A 20936-nucleotide genomic window follows, 5' to 3' on the forward strand; every position below is an offset into this window, starting at 1 on the left:
CGCCAGCTTCACTGGCGTTGCATGGCGGCCTCGACTCATCCCGTCATGATATCGGAGGCGATTAATTATTCAACCTATTTAAGGGATGTTGTACTAGTTGTGGACGAAGCGCATCGAATCAGGGCGATCAGCGCCACTCGCTTCACAAGGGCCGAACATAGATCGGGCAAGCCTCAGATCGAGGAGTTGGTAGACGCGGCAAAGGTATCAATTTTCTTCATTGACGATCTTCAAGTTGTGCGCCCCAATGAAGTCGGGAGCGCGGAGCTTATACGCGACACAGCTAAGAGGCTCTGTGCTGAGTTGATCGAGTTCAAGCTTGAAACACAGTTTCGATGTGGTGGATCGGATGGGTTCGTAAATTGGGTCGATAACACTCTAGGTGTTAGGCCAACAGCGAACGTGCTTTGGCCAGCCACGGAGGACTACGAGTTCGCGATCTGTCGCTCGCTCGGTGAGCTGGAGCAGAAGATTCGGGATAAGAATGCTTCGGGAGATACTGCGCGCTTGGTCGCAGGTTTTTGTTGGCCCTGGAGCAATCCGCGCCCTGATGGCACCTTGGTGGACGACGTTCAAATCGGTGAGTGGAGCATGCCTTGGAATGCAAGTCCAGATGCGGGGAAACTAGCTGCAGGGATCCCGAAGTCGAACTATTGGGCATCTGATCCTGCTGGCATTGAGCAGGTGGGCTGTATATATACAGCTCAGGGATTCGAGTTTGACTACGTTGGAGTAATCTTTGGGCTAGATTTGCGCTATGACGCTGATTCCGCGGAATGGGTCGGTGATCCAACGAATTCAGCAGACGCGACCGTTAAGCGTTCGAAGGCGCAATTTGTCGAGCTTGTGAAGAACACCTATCGCGTACTCCTTACGCGCGGAATCAAAGGGTGCTACGTCTACTTCATGGACGAACAGACCCGACGATTTTTTCAGAGCCGACTAGAGTAAGTTCACTCGGGATTCGCTTTCACGGTCGATCGTCTTACAGATACTGGAAAAGCGGTATGCCTTGCCATTTTACCCGCGCACTACCGTTTGCGGCGAGTGTCCTTCGGGGGCGGCACCCCTGTGCGTATGTGCCCCTCTACGCGCTTTGCCACTCACTTGACTACAGAAAGCAAATCTCCACTGCTTCACGTGGAGGTTTCCGAAGCCTTCACACTGCGGGCTCTTTGGCTGCGATAGCGGAAATCAGCTCAATATTCTTTTCATCTCCACCAACGCCGTGATGTATATGACGATGGCAAGCTGGGCAGAGGGCTGCAACGTAGCGTGGGTGGTCAAGTCCTCCATCTGAAACCCGCGTGGTGTGATGCGGCTCAAGGTAAGCAGATCCGTCCTTACGCTTAAACGGTGCAGGCTTTCGACATGATTCGCAAATGCCCTCCGCCCGCAGAAGCACATAGTCCCTTACGCGCTTGCTGCGTCGATAGAGTTTTCGTAGAGCCTCCTTGCCGACTTCGTTGCCGCCATCCTGAAGGGCCTCAAGGGCACGCTTGCGAGCCTCTTCCAAGCCGATAGTCTCCGATACCTCCCCTACCTCCTCTTCGAGCGATGCAAGCCCCTCCTCATCCGTTAATGCAACTGGAACAAGTTGAAATACGATAACGTTCCTTTGCGATCCGTTCTTGTCGGGGCCACGTCGAATGGTATGGCCGGCATACGTATGTTCGCCTAGATATTCTTTTTCCTTCCCTTTACCTAATGACTTGAAAAGGTGCAGAGCCTGCCCATTAGTGGCATGCTCTAAAATGGCCAGGTTGCCACGCTTGAATTCCATATCACCAACTTGTCCAGCGCCAGTATATGAGAATACGCCCAGCTCATCACGGCCATCGATATAGCCATACCGTTCACCGCTTTCTTCCGTAAAGAGGAAAATAGCTGGTACCTTGCCGGATGTGGCAATGCCGCCTTGTCGGTTTCCGCCAAAGCGATCATGAATCTCGTTTTGTCGATGATAATTCTGTCCCAATACGAATTTTGGGTAGGATATGCGTTCGTTGGGGAGCCGAACTATGTTGAAGCCGAGCCTCCCAAGATGAGCGCTGGTTTGTACACTATCGCTAAAGCCTGAAACAGGAAGGCCTGTCGCGATCGACAAGATTTGCTCAGGCGGATATAGCATCCCGCGATCGGAGATCGCATATAGCTGTGACCCCCTTCCTTCCCAGTTTCTCCATTCTTTCGTATCGCGCAGTTCGCGATCGAATTTGTCTAATGCCGACCTGATAGTCGCCCAAGTGACATGTGGAATGCGCAAGTTGCCCCCCAGTCCCGGAATTGCGATGTCGGAAACCGCAATCGGAAAATTCTGATATTTTCGTCATTATGGGGCGAACAATGCCAGCAGGCAATCACTAGAAAGGGGGTCTTGTGAGCATCGCCAGACAGCTGCACTACCCAAACGCCAAGCCAGTTCGGGGGCGGTGCGGCAGCAATCCTGATTCGCAACTTAGGGGAGGTGTGTAAAAAAATTGGTTGCGGATTGGCCTTCGTCATTCACCGCCACCGGCGCTGTGTTCAAGATGGTTTGTCGCCCAAAGGGGCGATGAGTAGCAGGCTGCCGAACACACGCCGGACGGAGCCGCGCAGCCGCTCCATTTTTTGTCCGACACGCCTTTGCGCGCCCATGCGAAGCCAGCGTCGACCTCCTGCGCGTCAGCGCCGCCCTGCGTTCCGCCCTGATCCGCCTGGCGCTACAGAGCGACGACATCCCCAATCGCATGGGCCTCCACGCCCTGCTCTTGTCGCTCAAGGAGCAGATCCACGACAACGCCGACCGCCTGCAGGCGCTGGCCGTCTGACGAGGGACGGCGCTCCCGCCCAACGCGGGCCCAAAAGCAAAACGGCTCGAGCCACCTGGCCTCGCGCCAATTTGTTTCCGGCACGGCTGGCCGGCAAACGTGTTGGTGATGTTTAAGCCGTCTTGTAGGCCCCCATGCCCGCACGCAGCAGCCGGTCTGCTTCCACCGGCTGCCCCAACAAAAAGCCCACCCCTATCAGACCCAATCCCGTAGTGGCGCTTCCGTCACCCACTCCCAGTCGTACCACACTCTCCAACAGTTCCAGCTGCAAGTGTGGTTCCGGGGATGGGCTCCCGCCGACGACCCTCATCAAGGCGATAAAGCAGCTTACTCAGTCATATGCACTGTGGTTACTCTTCTTCCTCTAGAGCTTTGAAGGAAATCAAACGCCCCGAGATTTGCGACTTCTCAATAATCTTTATTTCGACCGTTGCCTCAATTTCCTTGGAATCAGTCATGCAGCCAAAAATCTGATGGACACCGTCCTCTGTCAATTGAGGTTTTTGATAAATGGCGGAGAAGTGGTAGGTGTCGGACCGTAGCTGGAGTCGGTATCTATTTCCGATTTTTACAATTCCTTCCACTACGAAAGTGTCCGTAACAGTCTCTCTCTCTGTGTTGCGCCGAGACCTTCTTTCTGAAAGAATTTCGAGATGATCGCCGCTAAGCTCTACGTCCGCTAACCGGACACGCTTAGCATCCGCTGATGCCGAAGCAAGATGCCAGTAACTAGACGCCACATCTGGAACGAGCATGTCAAGCGAGGGATAGCTTTTTGACAATTTTGCTATCGCCCGATCCATGATCTTCCATTTGGCGCGGTCATCCTGTGTAATCTTCTGAGTAAGCGACATTAGCGCCTGCCTCTCCGCGACATCCATTTGCTTTGCCTTATTCTCGAAATGGCGAAGAATCATTGGTCGGGAGACAATTGCCAGTCCAACAACAACGGCGGCAATTAATGATTCTATTGGATGCGTCTGAATTAGTTGAGCAACGGCGCTTACAAGCGGACTGAGGTCCGTGTCCGTTATCGAAGAGCCCTTTTTGACCGTTGTCGTAAATTCAAGCTGCTCGTCCTCAGCTTTCTTGAGTCGCCTCTTGTCATATGCGCCATGAGCAATCGCTGCATATGCTCTCCCCATCGACGTCTTGAAGCCAATTAAAGCCTCCATCTGGCCGGAGCGGAGGGACGATCTGTAGGCGTCGCCATCAATCGTAATACTCAAGCGAGGCCAATTCTCGAAGTTCAATACACCAAGGTTTTCCCCGCCAAGCCAACTCGACAGCAAGGCCCATGCGTCCTCATCGTCGGCAATCCGAAGTGTCTGAATGTTCATTTCGCGTATCCGTGGGGTTGCACCTTACTAAGCGACAAGGGATGTAAAGTGGGTTTTCAGCCATTTTACTTGGATGTTGCGAATTTGTAACTTTTGCTTCGAGAAAACGCGTTAAAAAAATTGCTACCAAACTACTCAATACTCTCGAACACCCCACCCACTGATCACCGCAAAATACTCCCGCAACCACGCATTGAACCGACGGTACAAAGGCGTCTGCGCCCCCGCCGGACACCTCGCCGAACCCCGCCTTGCGCGCAATTCGCACCTCTCGCGATACGTGGAAATCACCGGTCACCACGACAATGGGCGCTGCGGCCGTCACGCGCTGCTCGGCAAACAAGCGCTGGCTGAACACGCGGTTCTCCTCGGTACTGGTACTCCGTCCCTCGCGCAGGATCCGGTCCGGCGTCACCGCGCGCGATCAGAGTGTCGGCATGATGTCAGCCTCCCGGCATCGCCCGTCGAAGTCCAGGCCGCCACTCACGACGACCTGGGACGGCGACCAGCAGCGCGCTTGCGTCAAGCCTTGCTCCAGTTGTGCCATCAACGTTGGCGAGGCCTCGCAGTCCGGCGAGCCGGAACCGAGCACGACGATGGCTGCCAGCGGCGATGCACGGCGCGTAGCGGGTTCCATGCCACTGCAGATGCCATGGAAGAACCATCCCACCCTCACCAGCCACGAGGCAATGGCGCCCCAGCCTGCCGCCCTGATCCATTGGCGTCACGGCTTCGCCGCGCGCCATTGCGCCACTTGCCATCAGCGCCATGACAGCGCGAGAAGGGTCGCGGTCGTCTGCACGGCGAAGAAGCGTGAAATTTGTTTTTGCTTTCGTCCTTGGCCTTCGTACATAGCCAGATCTGCCCGCATCGGCAATTGGTTCTGGCCGGTGCCGTCCTCGGGGTAGATGTTTATGTCGATGCTCGGTGTCACAAATACGGTTAGTTTGGCCGGCTCGGCTGCTTTGAGAATCCGCTGCATTGTTGCCGGCGAGTTGCCGTTGGAGACTGTGAGTGTCGCCACACCAATGGTCGACCAGGTTTGACAGCCTGACCTACACACCGGACGAGCTACGGAACGGTATCCTCTCGTCTTTCGCCAACGCACGCCCATACGGGCGGGTCGCGGCGGGGGAGCCTTCGGGCTCGCCGGTTCGTGTGTACCGGTCTGTCAACCCTGCCTCGTGCTCGCCCACCCGATTGACAGCGGACGGTGAGCCTCCATCTCTTACACACGGAGGTCGCAATGACTAGCATCACCCCAGCTCCCCAAGAGCCCACCCTCGCCCAAAAACAAGCCCAACTCGCCGAAAACCTGGCCAAGGTCGACCGCGCCCAGTTCCGCCGCCGCGCCAAGGCTGCCCCGCCGCAACCCAGCAAAGCCGTCACCCTCGAGGACCGCATCCTCGAAGTCAGCGACGATCTTCTGCGCGTCAGCGCCGGTTTCCAATCCGTCCTGACCTTGCTGGACCTGCAGGCTGACGATATTCCTGACAGCATCGGCCTCCACGCCCTGATTTCGCCGCTCACGCGGCAGATCGACCATTGCGCCGACCGCCTGCAGGCGCTTGTCTGACGAGGGACAGGCTCGCGCAACGCGAGCCTGAAAGCAAAACGGCGCGAGCCAACCGGTCTCGCGCCGTTCTGGTTCCGGCACTGCGAAGTGCCGCAGGCCGAAGCCTCAATACTCCCTCAAGACCCAACTACTGATCGCCGCGAAGTACTCACGCAGCCACGCATTGAAGCGAAGGTACAAAGGCGTCGCGGCGCCTACGCCGAAGGCCTCGCTAAACCCTGCCTTCCGCGCAATCCCCACCGCCCGCCGCACATGGAAATCGCTTGTCACCACCAAAATTGCATTCGAAGCATCAACACCCTGTCCCTCCAGCAACCGCCGGCTGAACACCAAATTCTCCTCGGTACTCGTACTCCGCCCCTCGCGAATCACCCTGTCCGCCGCCACCCCACGCGCTACGAGGTAGTCCGCCATGATGTCCGCCTCGACACACCGCAGCCCGAAGTCTTGTCCGCCACTCACAACCACTTTGGCCTCCGGCCATCGCTGCGCCTGCATCAACCCCTGATCCAGCCGCGCGATCAACGTCGGCGACGCCTCGCAGTTAGGCGTGCCTGACCCAAGGATGACGATCGCCTTCACCGATGTCCCTGCCGGCACGGGGACGCCCATGCCGCTACGGATGTCATAAAAGAACGCCCCGACAGTCACCAGCCACGCGGCAAACGCAATCCAGCCCGCGCGCCAAAGCGCCTGGCGCCGGCGATCTGACTTCCTCCACCGGGCCACGCCATCCCAGCACAGGCCGAGCAACAGGAACGCGATCCCAATAGACCCCGGCAACACAATGCCGAAGTTGAATAGCCCCATTCCCATCAGTGCGACGGCGTCGCCAAGCAGGACCGCGCCAACCAGCGCCAGGGCAAGGCGCATCCAGCGCGCGCTTCGTTTCACTGCAGGGTTCTCCAGATAGTTGCTTGGCAGATTATCCAACGGCATATTCATGCATCAGGGGTTGCTCCGCGCTGGCTGCCTTCCAGATGCCGGCATCCATCAACGCCTGGGCCTCCGCAACCAATTCCGTGATCACGGCGCGGACCGCCGGATCTGCCATGCGTGCGCGCCGCTGTCCCAGGCATACGGCGCGCGTAATAGGTGGGTCGATCATGCGCGCCGCCAGCGTCCCTTGCTGGATCTCCCGTGTCACGGCACTTCTGGCGAGAACGCTGAACATGCGACCGGTTTCCACCAGTCGTATCAGCCGTTGGCCGGCGTCTATTTCAACGCGAACGTCGAGTGACACGTTCTCTCGCGCGGCATGGGCCTCCAGGGTTGACCGAATGGCATGCAGACGCGACGGCATCACCAGGGGATACCTGTCCAATGTCCTTGCCTGCACCGTGCTTGTGTCGGGTAGCGACCCTGGCCGGCCTACCAGTTGCATGTCCTCGCTGGCGATGGGCTCGCATTGCACTTCCGGCGTCGCGGTCCGGTCAAACACCACCGCCAGATCGAGCTGTCCTTCGGATAGCCAATTCCACAGGTAGCCGGAGAACGTTTCTACCAGGCGCAGGCGAATTTTCGGGTAGCGCATGGAGATGCGTTCGACCAGGGGCAGGGCGAGTACGGCGGCAGATGAGGAAGGCAGACCCAGGGAAACGTCGCCGCCAGGGTCGGCTTTGGACCCCTGCAGCTCCTGGAACGTGGACTCGACGAGATTCACGATCTCGTAGGCGCGCCGCAGGAGGCGTTGTCCCGCTTCAGTCGGCGTGACACCGCGAATGCCTCGCGTCAGCAACACCGTCCCCAGCACATCCTCCAGCCTGCTCACGGTGACGGTCAATGCCGGCTGGGCGATCCCGAGCCTGCGCGCCGCGGCCGTGATGCTGCCCTCTTCGCAAATTGCGATAAAGGCGATCAGGCGGGGGATGTCCAGTTTGCGGGCGTTCTGCATAGGTCGCCATAGTACGAACTTATGCCCTCCAACAAAACAGATATTGGACGGCATTGACGATGCGCAACAGACTACGGACTCAGAAGCCGCTACGTCATGCGGCCGAGGTCATGAACAAATGGAGGAGGACATCGTGCTACCAGATCATCTTTCCCAGTCAGCCGCAGAGATCTCCCGGGTCTCTGCGGCCGAGTCGGCCGTGGCATCCACGTCTGCGCTGCGCGCGCAATGGTGGCGCCTGCTGGACAGCCGGATTGGCGTTGTACCGTTGCCGGTCTATCTCGCGCTGCTGCCGATCGTGGTGGGGTTCGCCACCATTGGCCAGGTGCCATCGGATCTCACGATGGCGATCGCCGTATTGTCGTTGGGCGGGTTCTTCTTCATGGAGCTCGGACGCCGTGTGCCGATGCTCAGCCTGATGGGCGGCGCCGCGATTCTTGCGTTTGTGGTGCCATCGGCGATGACCTACTACGGCCTGATTCCGCCTTCGCTTGCGCTATCGATCAAGGCGTTCGTCAAGGCGTCCAACTTCCTTTATCTCTATGTCGCGGCCATCGTTGTCGGCAGTATTGTGAGCATGGACCGGGAGGTGCTTCTCGGTGGCTTCCTGAAGATCTTTGTGCCGCTGACAGTCAGCTCGATCGTCGCGGGTGCGGTCGGGACACTGACCGGTATGGCGATGGGGCTGGATGCTTACCGGGCATTCTTCTTTGTCGTCGTTCCCATCATGGCCGGCGGACTTGGCGAAGGCGCCATCCCGCTTTCCATGGGTTACGCGATGATTACGGGACAGCCACAATCGGAGTTGTTTGCGCAGATCATTCCGGTGGTCATGCTTGGCAGCTTTACTGCCGTATTGCTGTGCGGACTGCTCAATGTCCTGGGCAAACGCTTTCCGCACCTCACGGGAGAAGGTGTGCTGCAGCGGGGCCCGCAAACTAAGGCGAGCGAGACGGCGACGTCCGCAACGGCTCCGGCGTTCGATCCGGTCAGCCTTGCCGGAGCCATGGTGACGATCGTCGTGTTCTATCTGATCGGCGTATTGGTCCAGGGCGTTCTGGCGTTTCCGGCGCCGATCACCATGCTATTCCTGATCGTCGCGGCCAAGCTTGGTCGTGCCATCTCGCCCGCGCTGGAGCAAGGCGGAAAGGGCGTGTATCAGTTTTTCTCCGGCATCGTTACCTGGCCATTGCTCTTTGCGCTGGGCGTGGCATTGACGCCGTGGCAGGAGTTTGTGAGCGCGTTCACGATGCCCACCGTCGTCACGGTGTTTGCCACGGTCGGGTCCATGATTGCCAGCGGGTTCTTTGTGGCGCGCTTCGTGGCTATGTATCCCATCGATGTGGCCGTCGTGACCGGTTGCCACAGCGGCCAGGGAGGCGCCGGAGACATCGCCATTCTCACTGCGGCAAACCGGATGCAGCTGATGCCGTTTGCGCAGATTGCAACCCGCATCGGCGGCGCCATTACCGTAACGCTGGCTCTGATTGCGATTCGCCATGCCTACTGATTCCACGATCGATGCAACAAGGCCCATCGCGCTCAGGGCAGTGCGCGGCTTTCATGTCGGCGGACGGCCAGTCGACGTGGTCGACCTGCCGCATCGGCAGCTGGCCACGGTACCGGGCGTCCAACCGCGCGTCTCCAACCCGAACGGGCGTTATCAGGTGGGACAGCTCTATGTCCAGCATTTCGCGCTGGCTGCGCCCACGGCCCGCTATCCGCTGCTGATGTGGCATGGCGGCGGCATGACCGGTGCCACCTGGGAATGCACACCGGATGGTCGTCCGGGTTGGCATGACTATTTCATGCGCAAGGGATACGACACCTTTGTGAGCGACGCGGTAGAGCGTGGCAGGGCTTCCTGGGCGCCAGCCTGCCTGGTCCCGGAAATGCCGGAGCACCGGACGCTGGAGCAGGCGTGGGATATCTTTCGCTTTGGTCCGGTGGAGGGATATGACGCTGCGAATGGGAAGCGCCAGGCCTTCCCGGGACAGCGGTTTCCGGTACACGCGCTGGACCAACTCGCCAAGCAGTTCGTCGCGCGATGGACCAGCGCAGGCGGCATGGCGTTGGACGCCTATGTGGAACTGATACGACGCGTTGGCCCGTGCACGATCCTCGCGCACAGCGAAGGCGGACGCCTGGCTCAGCACGCCGCGCTGTCGGTGCCCGAACTGGTAAAGGGGCTGATCCTGGTTGAACCCGCCGGTGCGCCATCGACAGCAGTGGCGGATGCAAGCGGACTGTGCGGCATTCCTCACTGTGTGTTGTGGGGAGACTATATTCCGCAGAACTCTTTATGGACGATATATCGCCGGCAGGTGGACGAGTGGTTGTCGGCCGTGCGGCAAGCGGGGGCGGAAGTTACTGAATTTGATTTGCCAGCCATGGGCATTCGCGGGAATTCGCATCTGCCGATGATGGACGACAATAACTGGCTTATTGCCGAGCGCGTCCACGAGTGGATCGGTCGTGCGGTGCACGGCGGCGGGGATGGGATGACTACGGCATACCCCTAGACCGTCTCAACGAGATCGGTATAAGCCGCCAGATGGTCATCCGCGGTGAGCAGTCGAAGCGGTTCATGCATGGCCTGAGCGATCAGCAATCGATCAAACGGGTCGCGATGAATATCCGGCAGGTTGCGCACGAGGGCCCGCATGTGCTGCACGGACAAGGAGCTCTTTGAATCCACTGGTTTCGATTGCAGAAACAAGCTCAGTCACGTCGGCATCGAGGAACCGGACCTTTTCACCGGTCTCGGGGTGGATGCGGACCACCGGGTTTTCCGGGTTGGCGTAACTCACCGATAGACAAGGATTTCTTGACTGACCTCCAACAGCACAAGAGCATACGCAAGGTTGTGATAGTCGATCTGACCCGCTTTGGCGATCCCATCCATGCAGGCCTGCCATGGGTTGACCTCGTAGCGTGCGCACCCTTGCTGGCCAGGCAAATGGTGGCGGGGCGAGGCGAGGGTCATTTCTACTATGCCCATGTCGTCGGCGACAGCCAGCAGCGATGGGCAGCGCTGGCACAGCGGCTGGCATCAGAGGGATTGCGATGAGCGATGCTCCTCATCGCATGGGTCAAGCGGCATACGTATCGCAGGCGTTTGGCCGCGTCTTACATCGGTGGCGCCACGGTATTCGCACTCGGCCTCGCGCTTGGCCACGGTTGGATTGCATTCCGGCTGTCGTGACGGGGGCTGGGCGTGAACGTGCACATCCTGTATCGCCGCGATGGTTGGAATCTGGTTACGCCAGGCGCCAGGACTCATTCGCTGCCAGTGTATTGCGCCACTACTCACGATGGCGGCGCAACCGATCCATGACTGGCGCGATTTATAGCGCAGAATAGCGGGGCAGCAAGTCCTGATCTGCAAGCCGGATTTCGATAGCGTTCGCAATCTTCACATGATCGGCGTCGTCATCGGAGAACGGTTCACCCACAACACTAACCACGATGGTGCCGATCTGTCTAGGGCCATCCATTACTGGTGTGAGGGCTCGTGCTTCAGGGACTTGTCGCTGCGAGAGCACTTGCGGGATGTATAGCATCCAGCCAACTCCTGGCCTGTCACGAAATACACGCTTGTCAAAGTATGAGGGGGGCGCGAGCGAAACCACGCTCGGCGACCATTGCACTGCGGCTTGGCTGACCAGGCCCACGGCTAGCCGCTCCTCATGGGGAAACGCCTCCGGCTTCGCGCGAAGAACAATTGAGCTTGTTTCAGGAGCAGGCCGCCTGATGTACTGAAGTGACGCGCCCTCCTTTCCTGACCTGGCGTTCCACATGCCGATGATTCTCAGGTCGGTCTCATTCTTCAACTCTGTGGTGAGCACCGCAGTGGCCGCTGCTGTAGGACCATTGGCGTCAAATACCTCATAGCGCATCGCATCGTCTTTGCTAATCGCCTTCAGCCGCCAACCACTAAGCATTGGTGAGGCGCCTTGGAGATGAAGCGCGAACCGGTGCAACTCACCCAGCATCGCTGGGACGTCCAAGGAAGCGGTGTTGCGAAAGATCGCAGTAAGCTCGAATGGGTGCATCACGGGTAATAGTATGTTTGGATCGGGAGCCGCATTGCCGCAAAGATCCGTGAGAAGTAGCTGTAGCTAACCGGTTGCATGAAATACCAATGTAACCGGGTGGGGGGCATCGGCTGGGCTGCCAGCGATTGCCTGTTCGCTTCGGCCATTAGCGGCTGGTCGCCTTTCCACCAATCCTCCGGAACATCAAACTCGTCAAAGAACTGATCATATCGGGCCTTCGCTTCAAGCAGGAGGCATTCAGACGAGCGGAAACCGTCGAAGTCGACACCTGCATAGTTCCATTCCGCGCCGGGCGGGAAACCGGACACGCGTGCCTGATACGCCCGGGCTTCCTCCGACATGTTCCAGTTCCGCTGGATCATCGCCCCCCTATCCGGCGCACAATCCTTGCAGCGCTCCCTTTCCTTCGTTGTTGCTTCCGTTCGGGAGATCGGCGTCACCCGTTCTCCGCCAGCGTCTCATCCGCGCTGTCATAGAACGTACCAATCTTGTAGATCTCGCGGGCTTCCTTCCCGTTGGTCACGTCGCGGCCGAACTCGCGCGACATGCGCGCGAGCTGCTCAATCTGCTCCACGGTGCCCATCGGACCGTAAAGCGCGGCGGTAATGATCAGCTTCTGCGGGATGGCTGCCGGCGTCGTCAGTCAGTACGGCCCCATCAGTGCCAGGGCGAGCCGTATCCAGCGTCCTCCGTTCTTCATTGCCGGTTCATTCGGTTTGCTGCCGCGCGTGGATCGCGCACAGGCAGGCGCCGGCAGTATAGCCGTCAGTGTTCGACCTTTGACTTTGAGGGCGTATGCACCATGCTTACGAGGGTCTGTATGCGTCAAGGCAATCCAGCAGCTTGCTGGCCGTGCGTCGAGAAAGGCGCGGCCGGCCGATATCCGGCGCCGCATTGTTCCTGGCGATGATGCCGCGCCCGGCACGGACATATCCTTCTACGTCTTCCGGAGACCGCCATGAAAGTCCTGATTGTCCTGACGTCTCACGACCAGCTCGGCAACACCGGTGAAAAGACCGGCTTCTGGCTCGAGGAGCTGGCCGCGCCTTACTACGTGCTCAAGGATGCCGGCGTCGAAGTCACGCTCGCTTCGGTGAAGGGCGGGCAGCCGCCGCTCGACCCGAAGAGCAATGAGCCGTCGTTCCAGACGCCCGCGACGCGCCGCTTCGACGCCGATGCCGAGGCAAAGGCCGCGCTGTCGTCAACGCAAAAGCTGTCGGATGTTTCGGCCGATGGCTACGACGCGGTGTTTTATCCGGGCGGACACGGTCCGATGTGGGACCTGGCCGAAGACGCGAACTCCAGGGCCTTGATCGAGAGCACGCTTGGCAGCGGCAAGCCGGTCGCCCTGGTATGCCATGCGCCCGGTGTGCTGCGACATGTGAAAGCGACGGATGGTAGCCCGCTGGTCAAGGGCAAGAACGTCACGGGTTTTACGAACAGCGAAGAAGCCGCAGTCGGCCTGACGGAAGTCGTGCCGTTCCTGGTCGAGGACGTGTTGAAGGCGAACGGTGCCAACTTCTCCAAGGTGGCGGACTGGCAACCGTATGTTGTCACGGACGGCCTGCTGATCACAGGGCAGAACCCGGCGTCATCGGATCCCGTTGCCCACGCGCTGCTCACCCAACTGAAGCATCGCTGAAAAGATGACGGGCGGTCCGGAGCAGGTGCCGCGGCGCTGGGTCTTCGCCAGCAGCCTCCAGGCCCCGGACCGCGACACCCTTGCAGCAGGCGCTGCACCGATGTCAGGCCACGCTGCTATTTCGCATGCAGAATGACAGTCCCCTCGGTAATCGCGGGCGAGCTTGCGCCGATGCTACCGGCATTTTCAGCAATCCAGTCTTTCGCCCGCTTGACGCTCTCGTCCACGCCCGCCTTGTCATTGCAGGTCGTAACTGAGAAGCCGCCATCGGCGGTGCGCGCGAGCGTGTAGCTGACAAAGCCCTGAACCTCACGCATCAGGGATTCGATGTCGGGCGTACGTGTTTCGAGCAGGTCGAACAACTCCCTGGCGCCACTTCCGGTATAGGTTCTGATGACAGTGTGCATGATGCAGCCCTCCATGGAATGCCCCCGGATTGCGCGCAGTTGCGCGGAGAAAGTCCGATTGCACAAAGTCTAGGTGTCGCGTGAGCAAAACGGAGGGCATTCGCACCGGCACCAGCGATGTCGCCATGTACCGAGCGCGGCACAGATCTTGAAGTCATTCATGACATGCCAATCCCATTTACCGCCGATGACCTTGTGCGTCGTGCCGGTTAGAAGACTCCGGGGATCGCCGCCAGCAGGCTGCACGCAAGTAGATTAGCCGAAGCCCAACGCCTCAAGTCACGTCGCTCACAAAAGCCTCGAACGCGCTGGCCTCCACCGGCGGACGAAAGAAGTGGTCTTGCCCGTAGTCGCAGCCGGCAGCCAGCAGGATGTCGCGCTGCGACTCGGTCTCGACGCCCTCGGCAATCACGCGGATGCGCAATGCATGCGCCATGCTGATGATGGCGCGGCACAAGGCCACGTCGTCCGGGCCCCGCGTCAGCGAGCGGACGAAGGACTGGTCGATCTTGATGTAGTCGATGTCCAGGCGCCGCAGGTATGACAAGGAGGAGTAGCCGGTGCCGAAGTCGTCGAGCGCGATCTCGATGCCGGCCGCCTGGAAGCGGGAGAGCTGATCCATGACATCGGCGTTCTGCTCCATCAGCGAGCCTTCGGTGATCTCGATGACGAGGCTGCCCACCGGCACGTTCCTGCGCTCGATCATGCTGGACCAGGACTCGGGCCCGCTCGCAGGCGCGCAGAACTCCACTGGTGATTTGTTGACCGAGATCTGGAAGCCCTTGCCCAGCAGCACCTGCCAGCGCCCAGCTGGTCCAGCGCTTCAGTCAGCACCCAGCGGCCGATGTCGATGATGAGGCCCGATTCCTCCGCAACGGCAATGAAATCGTTCGGGTGGATCGGCCCGCGCACCGGATGGTCCCAGCGGATCAGGGCCTCGGCCTTGCAGACCTTGCCCGTGCGCAGATTGACAATGGGCTGGTAGTGCAGCGCGAACTGCCCTGACGCCAGCGCCGTGCGCAGGTCCTGCGTGATGCGCAGGCGCTCCCTCTCCGCCTGCAGCGGCGCCTGGGTGAAGACCTTCCAGCGATTGCGGCCCTCCTCCTTGGCGGCAAACATCGCCTGGCGTAGGGCGCGGCAATCCGCTCCAGGATGGCCTCGGCAATGTCCTCAGCAATGCCGGCATCGCCCACCGCGGGCAGGATCACGGTGAACTCGTCGCCGGCCAGCCGCGCCACGATATCCGACGCGCGCACCGATGCCGCAATGCGCCGCGCCGCCTCCAGCAGCAACTGGTCGCCCTGGTCGTGGCCGAGGGTATCGTTCACCTCCTTGAAGCGATCCAGGTCGATGAACAGCAGCGCCAGCACATCCTGCGTGCCGCGCGAACGCTCGATCTCCTGCTCCAGCTGGTCGAAGAACAGGCGGCGGTTGGGCAGATCCGTGAGCGCATCGAAATTCGCCTGGTGCCGGATGACTTCCTCCGCCTGGCGTTTCTCGGTCATGTCATGGATCAGCGCAACGCGGCGGCGCTCGCCATACGCGTGGGCCAGGTAGGTAGCCGTGTTAAGAATCTCATCGACGAACAAAGGCTAAGATCCAGCAGTGGCAAGGCGGTGTCGGATCGGGCTGCATTGACCCGCATTCTGTTTACGCTCAGACGCGAACAGACTGCGCGCGTCGGGGGGCAGCGCCGGAAAGTGATCGGCCTCGCGTGCAGATGAAGGCGAGATTGGCTCGCACAGCTTGCGCGCAGCCCTCTGTTGAGTGTCGCGATAGACAACAGAAGGCGCTATTTGCGCGGAGCAGTCGTCGCCCGCGCCACGACCTTCGGCTGCTCACGATCCACGAAGATGCGCGACGGCAGCACGAAGCCACGCAGCGTGAGCATCTCCAGCGGTCCCTGGCCGATCTCCGTGCGCAGCTGATAGCTGAGCGGATAGGTCATTTCGTCTGGGGCGGGAAGCTTCGCGACACGAGCTGTCTGGATGTCGGGATCGCTGTCGACATCACCGACGGTAGCCTGTCCGTTCCCCTCGCCGACGCCCTCACCAGCACTGACCTTCGGCCCCTTGGTGTCGGGAACGCCTTGCCACGTCAGTTGATAGGTGGCGCTGTCCAGCGGCTCAATGTGCGCCCGCTCCAGCATCCGTACCAGCCCCCAGCGGCCGCCGAACTCATAGCTCTTGTTGGTACCCGCCTTCTCGGTCTGCCACTGCAACCGTGTCCCCAGGTCCTGCAGGTTGGCGGCTGGCCACGCCATCGCCTGCCAGGTCTCGCGCTGGTTGTAGTAGTGCAGCTTCTGCCCATCGAGGGTCAGTACCGTGTCGGTCAGGCCCGGCGTGGGAATCGGCTTGACCTCGAAGCGGTACTGGGGCTCGCCTTGCGCCAGCATGTGCGCGGCGATGCGCTGCAGGGTGTTGACCGCCTTGAGGAAGGCCGGATCGAAGGCCAGTGCCTGTCCGCCGGTGGCGGCCGGTACCCATTGATCGCCCTGCAGTTCCAGCACGCCGGCCAGTTGGGTGCCGAGGAACGCTGCGATCAGCCCGGTCTGCGCGCGCAGGAAGCGCGCCAATTCAGGCAACGAGGCATCGTTGGTGCTGTCCGCAAAGGGATAGCGCCCGGCGAACGAGCGGCCCCACGCCATCACGATGCTCTGCCGCCAGGCGTCGTTCAGGCTCGCTTGCGCGGGTTGCAGCACGGTTTGCGTGGCCTGGGCGATCGGGCGCACGAACAGCGTCTGGCCCATGCCCGCCCATTGGTTGCCGAGACTGGCGGCCATCAGCTGGGCATAGGCCTGGGTGTCGGCCAGTTCCGAGCCCTTGCCCTGGAACAGCGCCTGCGCCATCTGGCGGGCCTGCGCGTCGGCATCGGCGCTGTTGCTGACCTGCTGCAAGCGCAGGCGCAGCGCCGTGGCGCGGTCGAGGAAGCGTTGCAGGCTCAGGTCGCCGTTGGTGCCCTGGCCGGTCTGGGTCTGCCCCACCAGCCGCAGTACCGGGCCGAAGGCGGCGCCGAGCGGCCCCGCCGCGTCCGGTTTGATCGCCTCGGGCCCTGCGGCTTTCTTGCCCAGCAGGTCCTGCGCCTTGGCCACCAGCGTATCGGACAGCGCGTCCTTGCGCGCACCGGCGCCACCCTGGTACTCGAGCGATTTCATCAGCGCGATCACCGGTGACTGGCGCGCGTCGGCCATCAGCTTGAGCTGTTCGATCGCAACTGGCAGCGTGGGCGCCGGCTGCCATTGCAGGCCGTTCATGAAGCCCTGCCAGCGGTCGGCGTAGTCGGCGAAGTACTGGTCGGTGAGGGCCGCCCGCAGCGCTTCGGCGGAGCGGCTTGCCGTCTGATGCGGAACTTGCGTCGATTGTGGATTGCCGTCGGTCAGCACCCAGTCGCTGGCAGTCTCCGTCCGCTTGGCGGCCGCCTCGATCGCGGGGGCGACATACCCCTCGTAGGCCTGGCGGGTAAAGACGCCGGGCACGATCGCGGCGGCGCGCACCAGCCCCCGGGGATCGGTGCCGGCTGTGAGCGACGCGAGGGTTTGGTCCGGATACTTGTTGCCGCTGTTGTCGCCGAAGGCGGTGATGATGCCCTGATAGATGGTGTCCTCGGCATTACGCTCCCCGATCACCGCCAGCAGCGTCTGGCGCGCGCCCGCCACCAGCTCAGGCCGAGGCTCGATGCGCCAGGCCGGGTTGGCTTTCAGGTGCTGGGCGTAGAATTTGAGCAAGCGTTCGGCCAGGTCTTGCTGCTCGCCCGGCGTGATGCGCGCGTCGGTAGACCAATGCTGCATCAGCTGCTGGGTCAGGAAGTCCGGCTCGGCGCGCTCGGGATGGGCCAGCATCAGGTAGGCCTTGAGGCCTTGGTGGCCGCCTAGTGCCCGCTTGCTGGTCTGGTCGTCCAGAGTGGTGGTCTGCATTTGTGCCAGGTCCACCAGCGAGGCTTCCAGGTCCTGCTGCACCGGCGTTGCCAGCAACCGGCGGCTGGCTTGCGCGTAGGGCTTCCACAGGGCATCGAGCACGGCCGGATCGCGGTTGAGGCCGAAGCGGGTGGTGAACGGCGCGTGATGCTGGGTGCGGTACTCGTAGAATTCGATCCGCTGCTGCACGGCGAGGAGTGCGCGCAGACGGGCGGCAGGGTTGGGGGCCGACTGGAGATCGTTCACGGTCTGCCGAGCGGTGTGCAAGTCCCGTCCGTTCAGGGCGCCGGACACAAGCATGCCGGCGGTCCATAGGCCGATTGTGGCCAGTGCCAGGGCGGAGGAAACCGTGACGGGGTGCCAGCCGATGCGTCGGCCTGGCTGGCGACGGGCAGCGTCGCCCAGATACGGCCATAGGGGCAGGTCGGCACCGGCCTGACCGTCAGCATCGCCGACGGTCAGGCCTGGATAAGGCGCGAACACGATGCCGCTGACGGGGATGCGCCGGCGTTGGCTGCTCCGCAATCCGGCGATCCAGTCAGCGAGGACTTTGTCACGGCTGTCTAGCCGTTCAGAGAGTGCGCCCATGTAGCGATCGCGCTTGTTCTGGATTAGCTGCGCGACGCCCCGCTGCGCCAGTTGGTCGTGCAGGGCCCGCAGCGCGCGGTCAATGGCGGCGGCATCCGCTTGCGGTGGCAGTTCGCAGCCGATGACTGGCGTATTGCCGTTGGCCACGGTGTCTGTCTGTGCGACGTCGAGCACGAATACCGGAGCGGACCAACGCAGCACGTCGGCGATGTGCGCCAGGCTGAGCCCATGGGGATGGGTGCCGCGACGTGGTCTGGGCCGATCCGCCTCGCCTTCGGTCACGAGGACCACTGCGTCTACGGGTCGGCGGCGGCGCAGTCTGCAGAGTTGCTTGAGCCATGCAGTATCCGGCTGGCCGTCCTTAGCGCTCTTCATCCATAGCAGCACCACGTCGGGGGTGACCAGCCAGCCTTGTTCGCCGAGTTTGGGCAGCAGTCGGTCAATGGCGCCATCATCACCGGTCAGGAGCAGCCAAGGCTGGCGATACCGCCAACGGACACCGTGCTGCCGTTGCAATGCCTGGCGAAATGCGCCAAGTAGTATCGGAGCCGACGCAGTCGGAGTCGCCGTGGTAGCGACGCTCGCTTGCGTCGTGCCAGCCAGCTCCGATTCTCGGACTCCCAACCACTTCCTCAGTGCATTCAGCGCTTCCCACCAGCGATGCAGGCGATCGAGCGAAGCGACTATGGCGAGCACAATGGCGCCAACGGCAACTATTGATAGCCAATCGCTCTTGGCTTCAGGCGTCCCGATACCCAAGTACCCGCCCCATGTCCAGATGAGACCGGCGATAACCAACGCGAGAACGAGTATCGAGGCGAGGTCGATCTGCAGCCTTTTCATTGTGCGGGTATTGCCTTCATAGCCATGCGTTGCACCCAATTGGCTCGTCCGATGTACTTGTCCTCAGCGCGGGCCTCCGCCCGTGTCGCCAGTCAGATGTCCACATATGACGAGTGCTGAGTCGAGATCAGTCGCGGGCTGGGGTCACAGCGACAGACGCACAGGTCGTCGCCCAAGGCAGCTTCGCGCCCATCCGGGCCCGTCATCGGCAGGCGTGGACCGACGCAAACAATCCGTCCCATCGTCTTGCAAGCTGGGCACCAAACCGGGTCGTTTTCATAGGCCTGTTTACGGCCGCCAAGGAGATCGTTTCCGTCCCCTTCCCCGACAACACCACCGACCGTCGTCGAATCCCCCTCCGTGATGTCGAAACGTCTTACCAAAGTCCGCTCCTTGCTTCCTTTTTCGGTTTGCTTTCGATATAGGGACCTTTTTTTGCCCCACATTCCTTCTATCTTCGCCATATACTCGAGTGCGCAAATGCGCAGCTAGACTGGCTTGCCCTTGCGCGATACCCGCCTAACTACCGCAACATCGACGCCCTGAGGCTGACCTGCAAAGACAATCTGACTTTGTACGTTATCCGACAGCGCGCCAGCCGCGCAGGCAATTGCAAGCCAGGGCGCAGTGGATCCGGCATGCCCAACGGTTTGGTCAAGGTCCGTTGCCTGGATGTTCAGTCCAAGGCGCGCCGCAGCCTGGCGCAGAACGCCAGTCTGCAAGGCGCCGAGGCCGGTCTGCCAACCACCAGGAACCTCAGCCGCCGTGACATCGCCCCATCTCAGCGCATGCGACAAGGCGCCGTTCGCCAGGTCTACCGGGCCGTGTACGGGGCGATGCAAGTTGACCTCAGCATCCACCCCAAGCTGGTTTGCCTGTTCACCCGGCATGAGAAGGAGAGCAACGCCAGCCTCCGCAGTCCCAACGGGTGGCGTATCGCTCAGGATGCGGTGCAATTGAATGGCGACAATCAGCCTCGCGCCGCGCGCGCCTTTGCCGGCAACCTGATCGAGCCAGCGATCGAGAGCATCGAGGCCAGGAGGCGCAGCGTCCTCCATGAGGCGCATGGGTGGGAACTGGAGTTCCTGCCAGCACTCCTGCAAGCTCGCGACGCATTGATGGCGAGGCAATCCACCGGACACCCACAGTAAAACGCCAAGGTCACCCCGTGGAGGCAACGATCGAATACGGTCGGCAAGACTGTCCAGCAGTTCCCGATATAACCATCGGGTCAGCTTGCCATGACGGTGCTCGTCTGCCTCTTTATCGCCGGACACTAACTGGATACCAGGCACTACCAGCCAGCGCGCCTTGGTGGGATCGCCGTCACTGGAGATTGGCTCCTGTGTACGGAGCGTGACCATACCCGACTGAATGCTGACGATCGCATTCTCATCCTGGTCCGACGAGAATCGATAGGCTGCGCCTAGCAAGGCCAGGGGGCGAGCCGCCACGGCAAAGACGCGCTCGTTGTACTTGCGAATCGCTTCATTGCGCATCAATACGTCGAGTCTGCGACCTTCATAATGAGCAAATCGGCGCAGTACTATCCACGCAGGTATCCCCACGGGAAGTAAGCCAAGGCTCGCCCAGAACCTCCACGTATGCGTCGGCAGATGCTTCGGCCATAGCAGGAGGACCGCCAAGGCCCCACCCAGCACCATGACTAGGAATGCAATCGCCCAGAATAACCGCGACGGCGGGCTTCCGGGATCCGGCTCTTCATTCGGCAGAAGCGAAAAGTCAACCGCCATAGCTAGTCCCGCCTATGCTCTTCCAACCGAGACGCAAGGGTGTGCCGCAAGTACGTGCACCGGGCAGCCACCTGCCTGCAGGACAGCATCGCTGCTCAACGCTTCACGCTT

At 61.0% G+C, this 20936-nt stretch carries 19 protein-coding genes and 4 pseudogenes; 6 read left to right on the forward strand and 17 right to left on the reverse strand.

Annotation, left to right across the window (positions count from 1 at the left end):
- A partial coding sequence (locus AB1I47_RS26730; protein ID WP_354686717.1) for a DUF2075 domain-containing protein occupies positions 1–951 on the forward strand: 951 nt, incomplete at its 5' end.
- Between the two features lie 208 nt (positions 952–1159).
- Here AB1I47_RS26730 and AB1I47_RS26735 read toward each other — a convergent pair.
- Positions 1160–2107 (reverse strand): HNH endonuclease, encoded by a 948-nt coding sequence (locus AB1I47_RS26735; protein ID WP_354686718.1) that lies wholly within the window; start codon positions 2105–2107, stop codon positions 1160–1162.
- Positions 2108–2645: 538 nt separating this feature from the next.
- Here AB1I47_RS26735 and AB1I47_RS26740 point away from each other — a divergent pair.
- A pseudogene (locus tag AB1I47_RS26740) lies at positions 2646–2810 on the forward strand (DUF1484 family protein); the annotation flags it as partial.
- 350 nt (positions 2811–3160) lie between these two features.
- Here the strand turns inward: AB1I47_RS26740 and AB1I47_RS26745 are convergent.
- The 4 genes from AB1I47_RS26745 to AB1I47_RS26760 form a co-directional block, all read right to left on the reverse strand.
- Entirely contained in the window at positions 3161–4150 is a 990-nt protein-coding gene (locus AB1I47_RS26745; protein ID WP_354686719.1) for a hypothetical protein, read from the reverse strand.
- Positions 4116–4565 carry an ElyC/SanA/YdcF family protein gene (locus tag AB1I47_RS26750; protein ID WP_354686720.1) on the reverse strand — a complete coding sequence of 150 codons (450 nt, stop codon included), beginning with the start codon at positions 4563–4565 and terminating at the stop codon, positions 4116–4118. The genes AB1I47_RS26745 and AB1I47_RS26750 overlap by 35 nt, the downstream gene beginning before the upstream one ends.
- A gap of 9 nt (positions 4566–4574) precedes the next feature.
- On the reverse strand, positions 4575–4787 hold the full coding sequence (locus AB1I47_RS26755) for a hypothetical protein (protein WP_354686721.1): 213 nt from the start codon (positions 4785–4787) through the stop codon (positions 4575–4577).
- A gap of 123 nt (positions 4788–4910) precedes the next feature.
- Entirely contained in the window at positions 4911–5174 is a 264-nt protein-coding gene (locus tag AB1I47_RS26760) for a hypothetical protein (RefSeq protein ID WP_354686722.1), read from the reverse strand.
- A gap of 222 nt (positions 5175–5396) precedes the next feature.
- Between AB1I47_RS26760 and AB1I47_RS26765 the strand changes: the two genes are divergently transcribed.
- Positions 5397–5726, forward strand: coding sequence for a DUF1484 family protein (locus AB1I47_RS26765; protein WP_354686723.1), 330 nt, complete (start codon positions 5397–5399; stop codon positions 5724–5726).
- Positions 5727–5831: 105 nt separating this feature from the next.
- Here AB1I47_RS26765 and AB1I47_RS26770 read toward each other — a convergent pair whose 3' ends face one another.
- Both AB1I47_RS26770 and AB1I47_RS26775 read right to left on the reverse strand, forming a co-directional pair.
- On the reverse strand, positions 5832–6671 hold the full coding sequence (locus AB1I47_RS26770) for a YdcF family protein (protein ID WP_354686724.1): 840 nt from the start codon (positions 6669–6671) through the stop codon (positions 5832–5834).
- Positions 6652–7620 carry a LysR family transcriptional regulator gene (locus tag AB1I47_RS26775; RefSeq protein WP_354686725.1) on the reverse strand — a complete coding sequence of 323 codons (969 nt, stop codon included), beginning with the start codon at positions 7618–7620 and terminating at the stop codon, positions 6652–6654. Before AB1I47_RS26775 ends, AB1I47_RS26770 begins: the two co-directional genes overlap by 20 nt.
- A gap of 118 nt (positions 7621–7738) precedes the next feature.
- Here AB1I47_RS26775 and AB1I47_RS26780 point away from each other — a divergent pair, with 118 nt between their 5' ends.
- Together AB1I47_RS26780 and AB1I47_RS26785 are read left to right on the forward strand one after the other, a co-directional pair.
- Positions 7739–9130: a 2-hydroxycarboxylate transporter family protein gene (locus tag AB1I47_RS26780; protein WP_354686726.1), complete on the forward strand. Its 1392-nt coding sequence runs from the start codon at positions 7739–7741 to the stop codon at positions 9128–9130.
- Positions 9120–10142 carry an alpha/beta hydrolase family protein gene (locus AB1I47_RS26785; RefSeq protein ID WP_354686727.1) on the forward strand — a complete coding sequence of 341 codons (1023 nt, stop codon included), beginning with the start codon at positions 9120–9122 and terminating at the stop codon, positions 10140–10142. The genes AB1I47_RS26780 and AB1I47_RS26785 overlap by 11 nt, the downstream gene beginning before the upstream one ends.
- On the opposite strand, the pseudogene AB1I47_RS26790 reads toward AB1I47_RS26785, so the two are convergent.
- The 5 genes and pseudogenes from AB1I47_RS26790 to AB1I47_RS26810 all read right to left on the reverse strand — a co-directional run.
- A pseudogene (locus tag AB1I47_RS26790) lies at positions 10139–10361 on the reverse strand (PIN domain-containing protein); the annotation flags it as partial. The gene AB1I47_RS26785 and the pseudogene AB1I47_RS26790 overlap by 4 nt on opposite strands.
- Positions 10362–10426: 65 nt before the next feature.
- Positions 10427–10606 carry a hypothetical protein gene (locus AB1I47_RS26795; protein WP_354686728.1) on the reverse strand — a complete coding sequence of 60 codons (180 nt, stop codon included), beginning with the start codon at positions 10604–10606 and terminating at the stop codon, positions 10427–10429.
- 361 nt (positions 10607–10967) lie between these two features.
- Positions 10968–11675: a hypothetical protein gene (locus AB1I47_RS26800; protein ID WP_354686729.1), complete on the reverse strand. Its 708-nt coding sequence runs from the start codon at positions 11673–11675 to the stop codon at positions 10968–10970.
- Positions 11675–12118, reverse strand: a complete 444-nt coding sequence (locus AB1I47_RS26805) for a restriction endonuclease fold toxin 5 domain-containing protein (protein ID WP_354686730.1) — start codon at positions 12116–12118, stop codon at positions 11675–11677. Before AB1I47_RS26805 ends, AB1I47_RS26800 begins: the two co-directional genes overlap by 1 nt.
- Positions 12115–12261: pseudogene (locus tag AB1I47_RS26810) on the reverse strand (3-keto-5-aminohexanoate cleavage protein); the annotation flags it as partial. The gene AB1I47_RS26805 and the pseudogene AB1I47_RS26810, both read right to left, overlap by 4 nt.
- Positions 12262–12636: 375 nt before the next feature.
- On the opposite strand from AB1I47_RS26810, the gene AB1I47_RS26815 reads away from it, so the two are divergent.
- Entirely contained in the window at positions 12637–13320 is a 684-nt protein-coding gene (locus tag AB1I47_RS26815; RefSeq protein ID WP_354686731.1) for a type 1 glutamine amidotransferase domain-containing protein, read from the forward strand.
- A 116-nt stretch (positions 13321–13436) separates the two neighbouring features.
- On the opposite strand, the gene AB1I47_RS26820 is transcribed toward AB1I47_RS26815, so the two are convergent.
- From AB1I47_RS26820 to AB1I47_RS26840, 5 genes and pseudogenes are all read right to left on the reverse strand, one after another.
- Positions 13437–13727: a hypothetical protein gene (locus AB1I47_RS26820; RefSeq protein WP_354686732.1), complete on the reverse strand. Its 291-nt coding sequence runs from the start codon at positions 13725–13727 to the stop codon at positions 13437–13439.
- Between the two features lie 274 nt (positions 13728–14001).
- A pseudogene (locus AB1I47_RS26825) lies at positions 14002–15298 on the reverse strand (putative bifunctional diguanylate cyclase/phosphodiesterase); the annotation flags it as partial.
- A gap of 221 nt (positions 15299–15519) precedes the next feature.
- Complete coding sequence (locus AB1I47_RS26830) at positions 15520–19071, reverse strand: ImcF-related family protein (protein ID WP_354686733.1); 3552 nt, start codon at positions 19069–19071, stop codon at positions 15520–15522.
- A 92-nt stretch (positions 19072–19163) separates the two neighbouring features.
- Positions 19164–19535, reverse strand: a complete 372-nt coding sequence (locus AB1I47_RS26835; RefSeq protein ID WP_354686734.1) for a PAAR domain-containing protein — start codon at positions 19533–19535, stop codon at positions 19164–19166.
- A gap of 24 nt (positions 19536–19559) precedes the next feature.
- Complete coding sequence (locus AB1I47_RS26840; protein ID WP_354686735.1) at positions 19560–20825, reverse strand: hypothetical protein; 1266 nt, start codon at positions 20823–20825, stop codon at positions 19560–19562.
- Between the last annotated feature and the right edge of the window lie 111 nt (positions 20826–20936).

Source organism: Cupriavidus necator (assembly GCF_040578825.1).
Classification (GTDB): Bacteria; Pseudomonadota; Gammaproteobacteria; order Burkholderiales; family Burkholderiaceae; genus Cupriavidus; species Cupriavidus necator_E.